The organism is Alloprevotella rava, assembly GCF_014195585.1.
In the GTDB taxonomy this organism is placed as follows: Bacteria; Bacteroidota; Bacteroidia; order Bacteroidales; family Bacteroidaceae; genus Alloprevotella; species Alloprevotella rava.
Genome location: NZ_JACICA010000007.1, coordinates 16,873 through 33,594 on the forward strand (window position 1 = coordinate 16,873; position 16,722 = coordinate 33,594).

The 16,722-nt window shown below is 40.1% G+C and carries 12 protein-coding genes and 1 pseudogene; 3 read left to right on the forward strand and 10 right to left on the reverse strand.

From position 1 onward, the window contains the following. Positions 1–4: 4 nt before the first annotated feature. The 10 genes and pseudogenes from FHS60_RS06790 to pheS form a co-directional block, all read right to left on the reverse strand. Positions 5–1,233 (reverse strand): annotated as a pseudogene (locus FHS60_RS06790) (site-specific integrase). Between the two features lie 697 nt (positions 1,234–1,930). Then, complete coding sequence (locus FHS60_RS06795) at positions 1,931–3,700, reverse strand: MutS-related protein (protein ID WP_183696858.1); 1,770 nt, start codon at positions 3,698–3,700, stop codon at positions 1,931–1,933. A gap of 414 nt (positions 3,701–4,114) precedes the next feature. Beyond that, entirely contained in the window at positions 4,115–4,930 is an 816-nt protein-coding gene (locus FHS60_RS06800) for a Cof-type HAD-IIB family hydrolase (RefSeq protein WP_183696861.1), read from the reverse strand. Positions 4,931–5,052: 122 nt separating this feature from the next. After that, the gene (locus FHS60_RS06805; RefSeq protein ID WP_183696864.1) at positions 5,053–6,798 is read right to left on the reverse strand and encodes an alpha-1,3-galactosidase-related protein; all 1,746 of its coding nucleotides are present in this window, start codon (positions 6,796–6,798) and stop codon (positions 5,053–5,055) included. Positions 6,799–6,859: 61 nt separating this feature from the next. Beyond that, on the reverse strand, positions 6,860–7,921 hold the full coding sequence (locus FHS60_RS06810; protein WP_183696867.1) for a DUF4831 family protein: 1,062 nt from the start codon (positions 7,919–7,921) through the stop codon (positions 6,860–6,862). Beyond that, a complete protein-coding gene (locus FHS60_RS06815) occupies positions 7,918–9,471 on the reverse strand; it encodes an NAD(P)H-hydrate dehydratase (protein WP_183696870.1) in 1,554 nt (517 codons plus the stop codon). Before FHS60_RS06815 ends, FHS60_RS06810 begins: the two co-directional genes overlap by 4 nt. Before the next feature lie 45 nt (positions 9,472–9,516). After that, positions 9,517–9,966, reverse strand: coding sequence for a BT0820 family HAD-type phosphatase (locus FHS60_RS06820; RefSeq protein ID WP_009346772.1), 450 nt, complete (start codon positions 9,964–9,966; stop codon positions 9,517–9,519). 29 nt (positions 9,967–9,995) lie between these two features. Continuing rightward, positions 9,996–11,717, reverse strand: a complete 1,722-nt coding sequence (locus FHS60_RS06825) for a hypothetical protein (protein WP_183696873.1) — start codon at positions 11,715–11,717, stop codon at positions 9,996–9,998. After that, positions 11,707–12,582 carry a glucose-1-phosphate thymidylyltransferase RfbA gene (gene rfbA, locus FHS60_RS06830; RefSeq protein ID WP_183696876.1) on the reverse strand — a complete coding sequence of 292 codons (876 nt, stop codon included), beginning with the start codon at positions 12,580–12,582 and terminating at the stop codon, positions 11,707–11,709. Before rfbA ends, FHS60_RS06825 begins: the two co-directional genes overlap by 11 nt. A gap of 201 nt (positions 12,583–12,783) precedes the next feature. Further along, positions 12,784–13,824, reverse strand: coding sequence for a phenylalanine--tRNA ligase subunit alpha (gene pheS, locus FHS60_RS06835; RefSeq protein WP_183696878.1), 1,041 nt, complete (start codon positions 13,822–13,824; stop codon positions 12,784–12,786). A gap of 100 nt (positions 13,825–13,924) precedes the next feature. Here pheS and FHS60_RS06840 point away from each other — a divergent pair, with 100 nt between their 5' ends. From FHS60_RS06840 to FHS60_RS06850, 3 genes are read left to right on the forward strand one after another with little or no spacing between them, the layout of a single operon-like run. Beyond that, complete coding sequence (locus FHS60_RS06840; RefSeq protein ID WP_183696881.1) at positions 13,925–14,752, forward strand: DUF4348 domain-containing protein; 828 nt, start codon at positions 13,925–13,927, stop codon at positions 14,750–14,752. Between the two features lie 2 nt (positions 14,753–14,754). Then, positions 14,755–15,771, forward strand: a complete 1,017-nt coding sequence (murB, locus tag FHS60_RS06845) for a UDP-N-acetylmuramate dehydrogenase (protein ID WP_183696884.1) — start codon at positions 14,755–14,757, stop codon at positions 15,769–15,771. Between the two features lie 16 nt (positions 15,772–15,787). After that, positions 15,788–16,624, forward strand: a complete 837-nt coding sequence (locus tag FHS60_RS06850; RefSeq protein ID WP_183696887.1) for an MBL fold metallo-hydrolase — start codon at positions 15,788–15,790, stop codon at positions 16,622–16,624. The last annotated feature ends 98 nt before the right edge of the window (positions 16,625–16,722 follow it).

Consider the following 16,722-nt stretch of genomic DNA (forward strand, 5'->3'; position numbering starts at 1 on the left):
AATATTAAAGGCTAAGGGTTAAATCTGCGGTGAAAGAAAGAAAACGACCAAACTCCTCGAATACTTTCTTCGGTGTTACATGGGCATAACGCTCGGTGGTCTCAATCTTGCTATGACCAAGCATTTTACTCACAGTTTCAATCGGCACTCCATTCTCCAAGGTTATCAATGTTGCAAAGGTGTGCCGTCCTATATGTGCGGTCAAGGGAATGGCAATCCCTGCTCTCAGTTGTAGGGCTTTCAGGAGGAAACGGTAGGTTTCGTAACTGATAGTCGGCAAAAGCGTGTCCCGTTCATCCGAATGGTATGTATCAAGCAGAGCAACGGCTTGGGGCAGAAGTTTTACCCGACAAAGGGTATTAGTCTTTTGTCTTCTGAATTTAAGCCACATAGCCCCTGCATCATCCTGCACAAGATGTTCCTTGCGCAGATTCATCATGTCGCAAAAGGCTGTGCCTGTGTTGCAGGTGAACAGGAAAAGGTTACGGGCAAGTGTCAGTTCTGTTTCATCCTCCTCTAATCGAATTTGCCTTATCTTGTCCAAAAAAGCCCTGTCCAAAGCTCTGGGCTGTTTATTTTCTCCTCTGTCTATCTTGACAAGGTCAAAGAGAGGACGGTCTATGATACCCTCACGAAAAGCCAAACGGCATACTTTCTTGACCGCCAAAGCCATCTTGCGGTAATAACTCTGTGAATGACCATGTTTCCCCACGCTGTATTGATGCAAGCCGTCCAAGAAATCCTCGGTTAGTTGCCCAAAGGTGATGTCGCCGGTATGGTATCGCTCTTGTATAAAGACTTGCAGATGCTTTCGGAGCATGTAATACATCGAGTGCCAACGTGCCGTAATCTCCACACCAACCAATTGCTTCTCGTCTTCCACCATTTGGTCGTAGCGTTGCAAGAACGTAGTGCGGTTCTGCATTGAACCCTGAAACTGTTCCTTGATTTCTTTTGCAGAGGACTCTATACCTCTATCACAAAGCGTTTGGTACGCTCGTTGTACAGAGAGGAGCAGCTGTTCCAACTTTGCATTGGTTGCCACTGCTTCATGGCTCTTGCCATTCAATCGGCTCTCTCGCACATTCCACAACTTTGGGAGACACGAAAGCTTACTGCTGAATTGAGCCATCGTGCGATTGTAGGTTATCCGTCCCATAATCGGAGCCTGCCCGACTTGTCCAAACCGCTCTTTTTGAGGTAGAGCAAAACCTTCATTTTTCCTTTTTGCATACGCTTCTGTTTTTGTGGGCAAAGTTACCCGTTTTTGAAGCGTTTTCGGTTATGCAAAATGTTGTGAGTCAGTGCATAAACACCATAATATCAAAAATCGATACCACTGTACAAACTGCTTATCGTTACCTCGCTTTATCCACACACATTTGGCTAACGATTTGGTAACGTATCTTCTGCACAAATCCACATTTTCTGCACTTTCACCATCAAAGCAGCACGCGGCAATAATCCGTATTTCTCACACATTCTCAACCACTTACCATCAATCTACATAAATCAACCTTTTTCTTGCATTTGCCCGGTAAAATATGTACTTTTGCTCATGTTACTAGAGTTTTTTTGCAACAAGCAAAGTAACAAAAGAGACTGGAATCCTACAAGAGGGTTTCAGCCTTATTTTTTTGCCGTGTAAAACTTTTACCGGACAGCAATAATTTCCAAAGAAGCCGTGTATCAATGTACAAAGGACCATTGGCATACAGCTTACATTGTTCTGAATTCGTCGAACTCACGTTATTTTTATTGAATACCAAAGATTGCAGGAAATCCTTACTCAATAGTTTGGAACAAATTATTTGATTGATATCTATATGTTCACATTCTATTCCATCCCTTAGAAGGACCCCTTTTAAGTATGCAGGATTAAACATTGGAAATGTTGAGAACGTTGAAAACGTGTTTAATATGAGAGTTTTCATTTATGTTGTTTTTGCAAAATACAATTGATTAAAAAAGTAGCATTCTTATTCTGGCATACTCCATTGGTTAGTTTGTAAGGATAACTCGGAGGATTTTCTGCGGTTATCTCAAAACAATAGTTCCTTTTAACTCCTGATAATTCCAAAGATGTAACATCTATATCATGTGTTGCTAATACTGTTGTAATCCCATTTTCCACAAAGAAACTCAAAAGTTTTTTAGTCCCTTCTAACTTGTCTACAGAATTAGTTCCTTTAAGCACTTCATCCAGAAAAAGAATTACGTTAGGAGTGTTTAATGCAACGTCTATAGCTTTGTCCAGTCTTATTATTTCAGATTGAAAATAGGATATCCCACCTTTAATATCATCACGAGTTCTCATACTTGTAAATATTTGCGAGTTGGGATTAAAATAGAACTTATCAGCAGGAACACGACATCCATTTTTTGCCAAAATAAGATTAAGAGCTATCGTTCTTAAAAACGTACTTTTACCAGACATATTAGCTCCCGTTATAATAGAAATAGAACCTTTTGAAATCGAGAAATCATTTCCAACACCTGAGTTTCCCAAAAAAGGATGCTTCCCATTTTTCATATTGATTAGCATATTCTCTTGCGGCTTTGCAATGCAATAATCAGCGTGATTAAAATTGAATTGAGCAAAGCTTGCTAAAGTCTCAATCTTCCCTATACTTTCTAACAACGTAGGAAGGCTTGCTAATCTTCTTACTTTCCATCGCTGAAATTTCAGAACTTCCATAACGTCTATCGACAGAAAGCCATTCAGAAGCAACCATAAAAAAGGATTCGCTCTCAAAGCATATATACTTTCAATTCGTTGAATTGATTTTAAATCCTCAAGATACTCTTGAGCTATATTACGAATTTCCCGAAGCTCCGAAGCCTTAAAGTTATAAGCGGAAATCTTTTTAATGACAGGCATATAACCTTTATTGAAGTCTATTATTGATTTGGAAACACAAAAGGCTGTTTTAAGCTTACTGCTTAACGCTATCGTTATAAATAATTGTAATACAAATAATACTGTTAAGGTTGCCGATGTGATAGAACTTATTTTTCCTACAAGTATGTAGCTAAGTATAAGATACAGAATCAACAAAAAACTACAAATAGGAAATATTTGAAGCCATTTAATGTTTTTATCTGGCATCGTATTCACATTAGAGTACATGCTAGTTCCCCTCACTTTAGACTTAAAGTGAGGGGTTGATAAATAATCCTCACGAAAATCTGACGACAACATAAGCTCGTTTATTGCATCCTGGTCTATATCGTTCTTAGATATTCTTGTGTTCACATTGATCAGCCTGTGTGCAAGAGCTTTCTCACCAGGCACTGTTGTGGTTCGGTTTAATCTTTGAAACAAAGACCCAGGGCCAAATATATCTAAATCATAAGAATATGGCGAGTGTATATCTATATATTCACTGCCGTCTTGAAAAGAAAACTCATTACCCAAATATCCAATCTCATCTTCGTAAAATTGTATCATCTGTTGGTTATGCTCTCTTTTTCTATCAACTCTATTATCTGCATACACAAAAAATAGATAAACAAGAAGGCATATGACCGAGAGAGACAACCATATATTAGGGAAACCATCCAGTCCATTCCATCCAGCAATAATCATAAGGCAAAATGATATTAATTTTCCCCAAACCAAAAGATGGCTTCTCTTAGATAAAACTCTTTGTGAAACCAATAGTTTATTAACCTTATCTACATAATATAATTTACTCATTCTTAGTTTAAAGGATTTATGTTATTGTCTTTTAGAAGACGATATGCGTGTGATTGGACAACATCTGAATAAACGTGGTGATGTATTTGGGGCAGAGTGCATATCTTGCCAAAAAGATACTTAATAAAGTATTTGTATAATGTTTTATCAGACCAAAATCCATAGTATATATTCTCAACAAAAGCACCAGACATCACTTTGGGATAATATGATGTTTGCTCTAGTTCAATAATTTTACTTCCTGTTTCTTTAGCTATTTCAACAGTCTTAAATATCCTTATTGCGTTTGAAAATACAATAAGGATATCAGTCGACAGAATAAGGATGTCAGCTGACGCGCTTATTGTATTTTTAGGAGTAATAATTGCGAATGTTTCTTTCTTAGGCTTACCTTATTATTTGCCGAAAAAACTCTTATTTTTGATCTAAAATGAATTTTTCTACTACGTGGGCAACGCCTTCTTCTTCGTTGGAGTAAGTGACGTAGTTAGCTTGTTTCTGAATCTCGCTTGGAGCATTGGCCATTGCAACGCCTAGACCTGCAAAATTTATCATACTTAGATCGTTATAGTTATCACCACACGCAATGATTTCTTCAGATTGTATGTGTAGTTCTGTGATAAGCCGGTTGAGCGATGTTGCTTTGTCAATACCTACGGGTACACATTCGAGGAAGTAGTCCGCAGAACGATATATATCTATCTTTCCTTTTAGTTGTTCAGCCAATTGTAGTTCTAATTGATGAAGAGGAGTGGGAGCGCCCACAATGAGACATTTATTAATAGGATATTCAATTTGTTGGAGGAAATCACTTGCTTCCTCTACTTTCATCTTGTTGATAGAAGCTTCAATTTGAACGTATTGATCTGTCTTTTTTGTTGCGATGATGCCCTCTCCCTTATAGGTTAATATTTCCAAGCCTGCTTCACGACTGCTATTGTAGAGTTTGGGAACAAGCGTTTCGTCGAGCGTTTGTTCAAATACTACCTTGTTGTTTTTGCAGTCAATAATACGCCCGCCATTGAATGCTAGAATATAGCCTTCAAAGCGTGGTAGCTCCAATTCTTCGGCGAGCGCAGTGATGCCATAAGTAGGACGGCCTGATGCGAGAACTACTTTCAGTCCTTGTTCTTGAGCTTTGATGAGTGCTTCTTTTGTGCGCGGCGTGATTTCTTTTTTCTCATTAGTTAGTGTTCCGTCCAAATCGAGAACGATTATTTTATATATCATCTATGCAATTTCTTTTTTGTGCTAAGTCGTGTTCAAGGAAGTAGTCTTACTCCCTTTGCTGCATTTGAGCCGTTTTTGCTTGTTGGGCACATTTCTATGACCTTTTGCTTTGTGGAGGAAGTCTAATCCTTTGTCGTTTTTTCTACTTTTTCTGTAATTATGGATTGAGTATTATTTAAGAATGGAGAAAATTCGGAATTCTTCTTCACCTGATTGTTTCTGAAAATTAGATGGCGAACACTTTTAGCATACACCAGTGGAGTACCAAAAGTATCAAACAGATTCTTTTCTATGGAAATGCGATTATGGTAGTAATTACGCTGGTTTTTAAGTTCCGGAATCTCTGGGTAGATGGAAATAATAGCGTTGGTAAATTGATATCTACTTGTGAGCGCATTGATGAAACGATTCCTCCGAATGATTACATTGTTCACAGGGCCACTTTCGTACCAACCGTTGGCATCTCCACTAAGAAGGATCGCAGAACCTGAAGTGTGGTCGAAAAGATTGTTTTCGCACAGGGTGTATTTGGGGCTACTGAAGAGTGCGCCTCGAGCACGATTATTGCGTATTGTATTACCCGAAAAAACGATAGAAGGAGTCCATTCAAGGTTTTCTATACAATCTGCATCAGATGGTATTGGATCACGAAAACTGATGAGGAAACTTTTCATTCCTTGCAATGTTACAGCATCTTGTGGACGGATCGCCGTGATAATATTTGTCTGTACAGAGTCAAGTGTGGAGGAGTTGATGAAGCGAATGCTGTCGCCCGTGTTTCCCCAATTAAACCCATACGCTTGACTATGCATGAAGGCGCAAATTGCAGTATGATCATCCTTGCGCTGAAGGATACGGAGATATACTCCATGTACGTTGATAGCATCGTCCATCATTCCCTCATATGTGCCTTTGCATGAAATAATTTTTCCGCGGCATTGCGAAAAGTGGGTGGCATCTGCTTGTGTGGAGAAATAGCGCCCTTGGGAAGGATATACATTAAAGCTGTTGAGGGTGATATCTGTACAACGCTGTGCGATAAGTCCCATTCCCCACGCATAGTTCACAGTGACATTTTGAAGCTTTGTATTTTTGCTCTCATTTAGAAAGATAGCGGGGCAGGGGCGATTGAAGTTGCGCATTGCTACAATATTTCCTGTTTTGAGTCGCAAGTCTTTCCAATTAGGTGCATAAAAGGTTTCTCCCCCTTGACGGCAGTTAAGAAGGTTTATGCCTAAATCGCCAGTGTTATAAAGAATGTGGCGTGTTTCTTTGTCGAAACCAATTCCCCAAGCAAAGTGGGAACGCCAGTTTTCTCCTTGTGTCTCAAAATATCCCTGTTCGGTAAAAAACCACTGATACTCTTTGTCTTTATGAGGAGATGGCGAGAGCTTAAAGCGAATTCCCGTGGTGTCACTTTTAACGATTTCTACTTGTTCTATCTGCGGATCAATAAAATCAATCGAAAAGTTTTTTAATGTGACATTCCCACAATAGTTCAATACTACAGGGAGTAAGGCTCCTTGGAAGAGAAATTGTGCTCCACCTCCGTCAATCGTAAGATTTTCGTAGTGGTTCAGATAGAAAATAGCCTTTCTCAAAGGCTGTTGGTCATGGTTTGAAATATAACATTCTATCTCTGGAGCTTCTTCTAGGCGAAAGTTATAGGTGCCTTTATCAAAGCGGAGAATAATTTCATCTTTATTTCCCAATTGGGGGGGATGGTTTTGGAGAAACTTTGTTAAGGCTGCAGTATTATCAGAGTTGTTGGGGCGAATACCGAATTGACTCATTTTATATACTACTTTACGCGCCATCAAGGGAAAGCACAAAAGAAGTAAAAAGGAAAGAGCGAGAGTTTTTTTCATTTTGAATTAAAGAGAGGATGTTATAAGTTATAGATCAGCATCTTTAAATGAATGTTACATCTTATTGATTCTGTCCTTCCGCCTCAATGCGAAGAATCCCACCTGTTTCTGGAGAAAAGGTGATATGTGTTTTCATTTTCTTATTAAATAAATCACCTCCAAGATGTTCAATACGGCCGAGTTGTGCAACAGGTGTTTCTAAATTTGTATATATTTGTTTGTCATCAAAAATCTTAACTTGGGCTACGGCAGGAACAACGTATCGAACATCGTCTTCTTGTTTTTTCTGTGTAGTTTCAACCGCTTGGGGAAGATTCTCAAGAGAGGTCATACAGATATAGACAGGTAGACCTTCTGTATCGTCTTGATTGAGTAGACCACGTTGAGAGGAAAAGCGGCAGAGTATTCCTTTTTCAATAGGAACATTGAGTACACAATTTACAGTACTGACGCGAGTTTCAGAAGTACGTGTTCCAAGGAAAAGTTTTAGAAGTCCTGCTTCTTGTTTGTCTAAACTTGCCATCATTAGTTTTAATTGCTCGCCATCTTGCGGCATAAAGTCAGCTTCTCCTTTAGCCAAAGCAGAGCGGCTTTCACGAATATTGAAAATCTCTTCGGCAGTGAGTTGAGCTAGTTTATCGATATTGCCAGCAGCAAGCATTTCCTGTGTTCCAAAGTTTTCAGCGGTATCTACAACAACCTGTGTGATGGAAGGTTGCGTAAGTTCTCCTGGCAATCGTATAGCAGTATTGATTCCTAATAAGAGCCCTTCGCGTGTGAGGCTTACAAGAGGGGCAGAGGTACGTGGCTTCAACTTGATGGTATAGGCTTGGCTCTTATCTGGTGTGCCATAGGGCTCAATGCGTACACTCTGAATCGTCCATTCATCATAGGCCTCTTTCGACACATTGTTTTGGCGCAGATATACTTCCGCGTATGCAGCTAAGCGTCCCGGCTTGTATGAGGTGCGCGTCATTGTTACTACAATGTGGAATGCTGTTTTAGGTAGAAAGTAAGTAATACCATTCTCTGTTATCCCTGGTTGGTAGGGAGTTACTTCTGTTTGTGCGGTTGATAAAAGACTGTAAAAACAGCAAAGTAAAAATGCGAAAAACTTTTTCATTTCAAAATCAAAAAATCTGGTGAAGGTGCCTTTTCAGCATCTTTGGCTGAAAGTTGCAAGAAGGCTTCTGGGATTGCTTCAATAATGTCAGAAGCAATGAGTGAGGTTTCGCCCAGTTTGTTAGCAGCAATGTCACCTGCTAATCCGTGTATATATACTCCCAATCTGCAAGCTTCCGTCTGTGTGTATTTTTGTGCTAATAAAGCGCATATAATACCTGTAAGGACATCGCCACTACCTGCTGTTGCCATTCCGCTGTTACCTGTAGAATTGAAGAATGTTTTGCCTTCGGGCGTGCAAATTGCCGTGAAATGTCCCTTAAGGATAATGAAGAAACTATGCTTTACTGCCATTTCTTGTGCTTCGGTAAGCGCAGAATAGGAGTCGGTGCAATGAGAACCGATGCGCTGCATTTCTCGAAAATGCGGTGTAAGAATGGTATCAGAAGGGATTTGTTGTATCCAGCCTTTATGGTCGGCTAAAATATTAAGGCCGTCTGCATCAATAACTAAAGGGATGCGAGTGCGTCTCACCTGTTCAATAAAAGCTACGGCAGTGTCGTGGCTCGTTCCAAGGCCTGGACCTATAGCTAAAGCGTTATAGTCATCTGTATTGATAGGCGCCGAAAAATATTTCTCGTGGCTATCGAGATTTAGCACTGCTTCTGGAACCGCTATTTGTAGGATGTTGTTGTTGCGATGAGGAGTTCGGACTGTGACTTTTCCTACACCGCTACGAAGACAAGCACGGGTTGCAAGAATTGCTGCACCTGCCATTCCGTACGTACCTGCAATAAGGAGAGAATGACCGAAGCTCCCTTTGTGTCCAAAAGAATCGCGCTCTCGTATAATATTCTTAATGTCTTCTTTATCCGTGAATTCATAGTTAGAATCTAATCCTTTACTTTTTCCATCTGAGAGGCCGATATCTGCCACTATGAGCTTACCCACAAATTCGTGGTTGTCGGCCATCAGTTGAGCGATCTTAGGAGCACCAAAAGTTATCGTTGTATTTGCCCGCACGATATGGTTGCGTACGTTCTGTGCATTGTTCTCGCACATAAGTCCAGAGGGCATATCAATACTAACAATGTGCGCTGGAGACGCATTGAAGAATTGCACCAAAGCTCCAAAACCTCCGTTGAGTGGCTTGTTGAGTCCAGTTCCGAAAAGGCCATCAACAATAACGGCATCTTCAGAAAGCTGTGGAGGCTCAAACTTTTCAGTAATCTCTGTAAAGTTTACATTGGGGCATTCAGCCAACCGATTGCGATTTGCTTCGCAGTTGCTACTTAGTCCTTTGCCTATATTGAAGAGATAAGCCGTGACGTTGTTGCCTTCTTTTGCTGCTAGCAAGCGAGCTACAGCTAATGCGTCTCCACCATTGTTGCCTGGTCCTGCAAAGATGACGTAGCGGGAATAGCTAAGGCTCGAAAGGTATAGACTGACGTATTGAGCAGCACGTTCCATAAGATCTATGGATTTTATATTCTGTTCTTGAATGGTAGCTGCATCAATGTCGGGCAACTGTTGTTGAGAAAAAATCTTCATAGTTTTTGTTTTGGACGTATCAGTGAATTGCTACTCTTTTAGTTTTTAGAAATTCCACCAATGCTTTTTCTTGCGAGGTTCTTTCCTGGTGGCATGGCCGAGTTGCTCTTCTATGTATTGCTCGTAGCTAATATGTCGAGAAATCATTTGATAAATGGCTCCCCAATCGGGCAACCCTCCTACATTACGATCATCTATGAAGCAATCTACTTTGAGTTTGCGACTATAATGTTTGTTCGATCTTCGCTCCGCATCATGGTCTTCGGTATTATCCTCATCTAAATATCCATTAACAGCATAGAAGCGAACGCCATGTTCGGCACACCAATCAATAGCTTCTTGCTGGAGATCTCCCTCACGCACTGTCCACAGGATGAGCTTATGACCATCCTCCATAAGCTGGCGGAGTGTGGCGGTAGCAAATGGAATTTCTTTTCCGATAGTTGGATAGCGGTGCTCAACGATTGTGCCATCAAAATCTACTGCTATAATCATTCTTGTTTTTTGTTTTATTATTTCTAATCTTAATATTTCTGTTCTGTATAGGGGTTTATCCTTATTCTTGACGGAGCTGCTTCAATGTGAATATAGGCTCGAAATGGGGATAGCTTACTATCCTTTGCTGCTTTAACAAAACTCTGTCCTTCATTGCCTAAGAAATAGGCTTCGTCTGTTTGATTTATTTTTAGTGCCCCGTAGTTACTACGGAAAGCTGCTTTAGGAGCCATATCTGTGATAAAATCCCCTCCCGTATTTGTCAGGATCAATATAGTTTTAGCTCCAGTACTCCGAATGATGACTGGGACATTGGCAGTTATTGTATTTGTGGGAGTAAATTTCAACTGGCTATCAGCATAGCTTTGTAACTCTTCAGCTTGAAATCCATCTGGTACTACTGCCGTAAAAGGAATACAAAGTGTCTCCCAATTCTTATCGATGAGTTGGCGTGAGTAAGTTAGTTGTCCTGCATCAGCATTAAGACTTTTTCCTATGCTTACTTCCGACCTGTCTGTCAGTTCGCCTCCTCGGATTAGTTGTTTGTTTGTTGCTATTAAAGTCCAACTTGTAGGAATGCTACCGATTTGATCTTCCGCTATATAAGTTATTTGATTTGAGGTCTTACTTCTTTTCTTGAAAGATTGCGGATAGCGTGGGAGAGTAATATGCGATAGATCTAAATTACCCCCTTCTTCCCATTCTATATTGGCCAAAAGACTTGCGCTCCATCCTCCTTGCAAAATACGAAGACCTTCTTTTATTTCACTCGTGGGATTATTTTGTACCTTTCTGAAAATACAGGTATTACCATCTTGGACCTTGCTGCTTAGAAAGAAAACTCCATCTTTTTCCAAAAGAAATCGGGGGCTAGCTTCAAGTGTTGCTATTCTTCCATTTAGGATTTGCCACAAGTTTTCAGCTTTTTCATTGGAGAGATTATATTGTAGATATGCTTCAGATATATCCATAAGCATAAAATGCTCATTGTTTACTTTTGCTGTCCATACAGAATAATCACCAGAAGCCAAGCTACCATCGCAGAGCAGAACATCTGAGACATCAACTGATGGAGCCTTATGTAAAAGCTGATTTTGTGTTGAGGTAATAGCAACGCGTTGGCCATTGGCTGGAAGTGTAGCTTCGCCTTTTTTTTCTTCTGCCGGACCAGCATATTTATAGAGTATTACACCTGGCTTGTCTGCTCCTGTTTTTGTGAAATAACCAAAATAAGAAGAGTTTGCATCATAGACAGCAAGCCCAATGGAGCGTTCTTTGTCAGTATTATTACAGATAAGAAAACGATTTCCTTCATAGCCTTTAATAGTCCATGTATCTCCATTATTAGGATCACTGAGGTATAGGTCTCTAGCTTTCGCAGAAATAGCTTTTTTCTTGTCAGATGTAAGGATGGAAAATCCTTGAGCTTTCGTATGGAGTGTCCAAACTTCGGCCGCATTATTAGGAGAAAGAATAGAGGGAATACCGTTAGGAATAAGGCGAGCTTGTAGTTTGTTTTTATTTTCCTTATTCGTCATGGTGTAAAGGCTTTCATCTTTCGTGTCTGTACCTCCTATGAGGATAAAAGCACCATCTTGCAGATCGTCTAACGAAGTGATTCGGACAAATGTTGCAGACGAAAAGTCGGGGAGACCTTTCGTCTGTGCAAAAGTAGGACTGCATATAATAAATAGCAGAGCTACTAGAAATTGAGATAGCTTAGTAAGCATACTTTTCTTCTTAATTTTCAATGAGTTTTAGCAGGTATTGCCCATACTCATTTTTCTTCATTGGTTCAGCAATTTCTTGCAATTGTTCTGCTGTAATCCATCCCATTTCATATGCAATTCCTTCGAGGCATCCAACCTTTAGTCCCGTACGTTTTTCGATGACTTCAATATAGGTGCTTGCTTCGCTGAGTGAGTCGTGAGTTCCAGTATCTAGCCATGCAAAACCTCTGCCAAGTGTCTGAACCATCAGTTCATTATCGTTGAGAAAGCGTTCATTGACAGTGGTGATCTCCAATTCTCCACGTTTTGAAGGTTTAATGGTCTTGGCAACATTGACAACCTTATTAGGGTAGAAATAGAGTCCCACCACCGCGTAGTTTGATTTAGGTTGAGTTGGTTTCTCTTCAATACTTACAGCTTTACCTTCATCATTAAACTCTACAACACCATAGCGCTGCGGGTCATTAACATGATAGCCAAAGACGGTGGCTTTACTTTCCTTTTTTGCATTGTGAACAGCTTCAATAAGAAGCTGACGGAAGTCGTTGCCATGAAATATGTTGTCGCCTAGCACAAGGCACACACTGTCGTTTCCAATAAATTCTTCGCCAATTATGAAAGCTTGAGCCAAGCCGTCGGGACTAGGCTGTTCTGCATAGCTGATATTTACGCCATAGGAAGAACCATTTCCTAAGAGTCGTTTGAATCCGGGGAGATCCTGTGGAGTAGATATGAGTAATATATCGCGTATTCCAGCAAGCATTAGTACGGAGATGGGATAGTACACCATGGGCTTGTCGAAAATGGGTATAAGTTGTTTACTAATACCTTTTGTTATAGGATAGAGGCGAGTACCACTACCACCTGCAAGAACAATTCCTTTCATAGTTTGGGTATAATCTATTTCCGCAAAGTTAAAATAAAAATGATGAAGAAAAAAGAAAACTTATTTTTTTGTACTTCTGTATGATAAAATCAGGAAGATGACAAAGTATTGTTTTTACAGAGCATCGTTTAGAAGTTTTAAAAACAGCAAGCCCCAAGTTAAACTTGGGGCTTGCTGTTTTTGTATGTGTGAATGAAGAGTTTAATGAGCAGCCATAAATTCTTCTAGGAATCGTTTGTCGTTTTCAGAGAACAAGCGAAGGTCGCGAACACGATAGAGCAAGTTAGCAATGCGTTCAAGGCCTAATCCGAAAGCGTAACCAGTGTATTTCTTGCTGTCAATACCATTGAGTTCAAGAACATTTGGGTCTACCATTCCGCAACCAAGAATCTCTACCCAGCCTGTGCCTTTACACAGTACACAATCATGATCGCCATGACGACCGGTACCTCCACAGATATGGCAACTAATGTCCATCTCTGCACTAGGTTCGGTGAAAGGGAAATAACTTGGACGCATACGTATCTTTGTTTCGGGGCCGAATAATTCACGGGAGAATGTCAGCATAACCTGCATGAGATCGGCGAAAGAAACTTTTTCGTCAATGTAAAGGCCTTCTAACTGATGGAAGAAGCAATGAGCACGACTGCTGATTGCCTCATTGCGATAAACACGTCCTGGGCAAATTACGCGAATAGGCGGCTGTGTTTTTTCCATGACGCGTGCTTGAACGGAGCTTGTATGAGAGCGGAGTACTATGTCGGGATGCTGTTCTACAACAAATGTGTCCTGCATATCGCGCGCTGGATGGTCTGCAGCAAAGTTCATAGAAGAAAATACGTGCCAATCGTCTTCAACTTCAGGTCCTTCTGCCATCGTGAAGCCCATTCGGTTGAAAATATCAATCAAGCGATCACGAACGAGACTGATAGGGTGACGTGTTCCTATCTCAATCGGATAGGGTGTGCGCGTCAAATCAAGATCGTTATGGTCGTCTTCCTGAATGGCTAAGCTCTGTCGGAGAGAATTGATTTTGTCTTGAAAAGCTGTTTTTACTTCGTTTATGCGCATACCTAATTCTCGCTTCTGCTCATTGGGAACATTGCGGAATTCTGTTATCAAGTCATTGATTACACCTTTTTTACTTAGGTATTTAATGCGTAAAAGTTCCAATTGTTCAGCATTTTTCGCTTTCAAATCCTCGACATGTGCAAGGAGCTCTTGTATTTTTTCTGCTAACATTGCGTTTATTTTTTCTAAGGCGCAAAATTAACTTATTCTGTTAGAAGTGCCAAATAAAATCATTATCTTCGCGGGCATTATAAAGAAACTCGATTCGTATATGAAATGTTTTTTAGGACTTTTCTCAGTTCTTCTCCTCTTGTTTTCTTGTGGAGGAAATAAACCCTCAGAGCAAAAAAATGTAATGAGAGAGGACACTACTGTAGTAAAAGACATACCAGCAGATTCACCCCAACTATCTGAAGCAGAACCGCCTGTAGCGGCCGATGGCGTTTTTGACGATTTTGCTTTCAATTTTATGTCGAACCGCCGTTTTCAATCGGAGCGAATTTTATTTCCCTTGAAATATGTTGTTGATGGGAAAGACACACAGATAGAAATGGACAAGTGGACATTTGACCCGCTTTATTCTAAGAAAGAAATTTATACGATGATTTTTGATTCGAAGAAATCGATGAAAAATCAGAAGGATCCTGATCTTGCTCATGTAGTAGTGGAATGGATTTACTTGACAAAGAATAGAGTGAAGCAATATGTTTTTGATAAAACAGAGGGTCGCTGGATGATGACCTCTTTAATTGACGAACAGCTTAAAGAAAATGAAAATAGTGATTTCCTTAATTTCTATAAGCAGTTTTCAAGTGATCGCTCTTATCAGATAAAGCATATCCAGAGCCCTTTCTCTCTTATTTTGCAAGACCCAGATACTTATAAACCTATTTCTGGTGTGGGAGATCCTGTTCAGTGGCAAGATTTTGCGCCAGAACTTCCAAAAGGGGTGATTACTAATATAAATTACGGACAGAAATATACAAATTCGAAGCAGCGTCTGCTAATGGTTGCAGCTTCGGATGGTGCGATGTCTAGTATTATTACCTTCAAAAAAGTTCGTGGACAGTGGATGGTAACACGTTTGGAAAATAATTGAGGATGTTTAAGCAGCAAAATTACTCTTTATTGAAGCACAATACGTTTGGCATTGATGCACATTGCCGGATGTTTATTGAATACAACTCTGTTGAAGAATTGTGTGAATTGCTTTGTGATACAAATCTACCTAAACCATTGTTTCATATAGGTGAGGGAAGTAACCTTCTGTTTACGAAAGATTTTGACGGAACGATTTTCCACTCTTGTATCTTGGGAAAAGAAATTGTAGAGGATGCTGTGGATTCGGTTCTTCTCAAGGTTGGAGCGGGCGAAGATTGGGATAATTTTGTGGACTGGACTCTAAATTATGGCTTTTATGGTTTGGAAAATTTGTCCCTTATTCCTGGCGAAGTGGGTGCAAGTGCTGTACAAAATATTGGAGCTTATGGCGCAGAAGCTGAACAGTATATAGAAAAAGTTGCAGCAGTATGTCTAGCTACTGGAGAATCTCGTATCTTTCTGAAAGAGGAATGTGACTACGCATATCGTAGTAGTATTTTTAAGCATGCTTTACGTGGACAATATATTGTTACTCATGTGTATTATCGTCTTCAAAAAACTTTCCAAATAAATCTAACTTATGCTGCATTGTGTAGGGAACTAGAATCGAGAGGTTTGGCAGAGGCTAATGTGACAGCGCGCGAAGTACGCAATATTATTGTAGAAGTGCGTCGCAATAAATTACCAGATCCCAAAGAGATAGGAAGTGCTGGTTCTTTCTTTATGAATCCCATTGTTAGCGAAAAGATGTTTCAGGAGTTGTTGAGCATCTATCCTGAAATTCCTTATTATAAGATGCCTACAGGTGTTAAGATTCCCGCAGGTTGGCTTATTCAGCAGGTGGGTTGGAAAGGGAAAACTCTCGGTCGTGCAGGTGTTTATCCTAAACAAGCCTTGGTGCTCGTCAATTTGGGTGGTGCAAGTGGAGAAGATATTATGAGCTTGAGTAATAAAATAATACATGATGTTCAACAGCAATTTGAAATTGAACTAAAGCCTGAAGTAAATTTCATCTGAAATAGACTTTATAAATATGAAACTGACCTTTTTCGGGACAGGAACAAGTAGCGGCAATCCATCCCTCGGGTGTGATTGCCGTGTTTGTTCTTCTGACGATCCACGTGATCGGCGTTTACGCACTTCTGCCTTATTGGAAACAGAGCGAGGAACTCGTGTTTTGATTGATTGTAGTCCAGATTTTCGTTATCAAATGCTGCGTTGGATTTCAACGCTTACAGTGGATAGTCCTTTTCGTAGTTTTTTATCAAAAGCAAAGCAGAGTAATTGTATCCCGCAATTGATAGACGGAGTCTTGGTGACGCACTTTCATTATGACCACGTGGGAGGATTGGACGACTTGCGACCTTTCTGTATAGCTCAACCAATGCCAATTTATGCCGACGCAAAGACATGTGATTATATACGAGACAAATATCCTTATTGCTTTTATGAGTCAGAATATACATTTGTTCCTCGTTTTCATACAATTAAACTTTTTCCATTAAAGTCTTTTAGAATTAGAGAACTCTCTGTTCTTCCTCTTCAAGTGTTGCATGGCCAGATGCCCATTTTAGGTTTCCGAATAGGGAAGATGGCATATCTTACGGATTTAAAAACCTTGCCCGAAGAAAATCTATCATATCTTCATGGTTTAGATACTTTGGTTATTGATGCCTTGCAGCGAGGTGGCAATCATCCTACTCATGAAAATATACAAGATGCTTTAGCTCTGGTAGAACGCCTTGCACCGCGTCGAACATATTTGATTCATATGAGCCATAATGCAGGCTGTCATTCCGAAGCTCAGGCTTTTTTACCTCCTTCCGTATCTTTTGCCTATGATGAATTAGCGGTAGAAATCCCCGAGTAAGAATAATTTATATGATTTGAGCGGTAGAAAGTAGGCAAAATGCTTCTTTTTATTTAACTTTGCTGCGGTAACATAGGCTTTAGCCTCGTTGAAAACTG

Coding starts and splice junctions, on each gene's coding strand:
- FHS60_RS06815 (WP_183696870.1), bottom strand. CDS start 9,471: ATGAAGATTTTTTCTCAACAACAGTTGCCCGACATTGATGCAGCTACC.
- FHS60_RS06850 (WP_183696887.1), top strand. CDS start 15,788: ATGAAACTGACCTTTTTCGGGACAGGAACAAGTAGCGGCAATCCATCC.
- FHS60_RS06840 (WP_183696881.1), top strand. CDS start 13,925: ATGAAATGTTTTTTAGGACTTTTCTCAGTTCTTCTCCTCTTGTTTTCT.
- pheS (WP_183696878.1), bottom strand. CDS start 13,824: ATGTTAGCAGAAAAAATACAAGAGCTCCTTGCACATGTCGAGGATTTG.
- FHS60_RS06820 (WP_009346772.1), bottom strand. CDS start 9,966: ATGATTATAGCAGTAGATTTTGATGGCACAATCGTTGAGCACCGCTAT.
- FHS60_RS06805 (WP_183696864.1), bottom strand. CDS start 6,798: ATGAAAAAAACTCTCGCTCTTTCCTTTTTACTTCTTTTGTGCTTTCCC.
- rfbA (WP_183696876.1), bottom strand. CDS start 12,582: ATGAAAGGAATTGTTCTTGCAGGTGGTAGTGGTACTCGCCTCTATCCT.
- murB (WP_183696884.1), top strand. CDS start 14,755: ATGTTTAAGCAGCAAAATTACTCTTTATTGAAGCACAATACGTTTGGC.
- FHS60_RS06795 (WP_183696858.1), bottom strand. CDS start 3,700: ATGAGTAAATTATATTATGTAGATAAGGTTAATAAACTATTGGTTTCA.
- FHS60_RS06810 (WP_183696867.1), bottom strand. CDS start 7,921: ATGAAAAAGTTTTTCGCATTTTTACTTTGCTGTTTTTACAGTCTTTTA.
- FHS60_RS06800 (WP_183696861.1), bottom strand. CDS start 4,930: ATGATATATAAAATAATCGTTCTCGATTTGGACGGAACACTAACTAAT.